Raw genomic sequence first — 557 nt, 5'->3', positions numbered from 1 at the left:
CGTGACTTCGCGTCAATCGACAACGCTCCAGAAGAGCGCGAGCGCGGTATCACAATCTCTACTTCTCACGTAGAGTACGACACTCCAAGCCGTCACTACGCACACGTAGACTGCCCAGGACACGCTGACTATGTTAAAAACATGATCACTGGTGCTGCGCAAATGGACGGTGGTATCCTAGTTGTTGCTGCAACAGATGGTCCAATGCCACAAACTCGTGAGCACATCCTACTAGGCCGTCAGGTTGGTATTCCTTACATCATCGTATTCATGAACAAATGTGACATGGTTGACGATGAAGAGCTGCTAGAACTAGTAGAAATGGAAGTTCGTGAACTTCTGTCTGAATACGATTTCCCAGGTGATGACCTACCAGTTATCCAAGGTTCTGCACTAGGCGCGCTAAACGGCGAAGCACAGTGGGAAGAGAAAATCCTTGAGCTGGCTAAAGCACTGGACGAGTACATTCCAGAGCCAGAGCGTGCAGTAGACATGCCGTTCCTGATGCCAATCGAAGACGTATTCTCAATCCAAGGTCGTGGTACAGTAGTAACTGG

1 protein-coding gene is annotated in these 557 nt (G+C 49.4%); it reads left to right on the top strand.

All coding sequences use genetic code 11. The annotated features are described in order from the left end of the window. On the top strand, positions 1-557 hold a 557-nt coding region (locus JIG40_RS10370), incomplete at both ends, for a GTP-binding protein (protein WP_244662662.1).

Source organism: Vibrio sp. bablab_jr001 (genome assembly GCF_016464285.1).
Lineage (GTDB): Bacteria > Pseudomonadota > Gammaproteobacteria > Enterobacterales > Vibrionaceae > Vibrio > Vibrio fluvialis.
The sequence above is the reverse complement of the archived record's forward strand: the minus strand, read 5'-3'. Positions and strand labels throughout refer to the sequence as shown.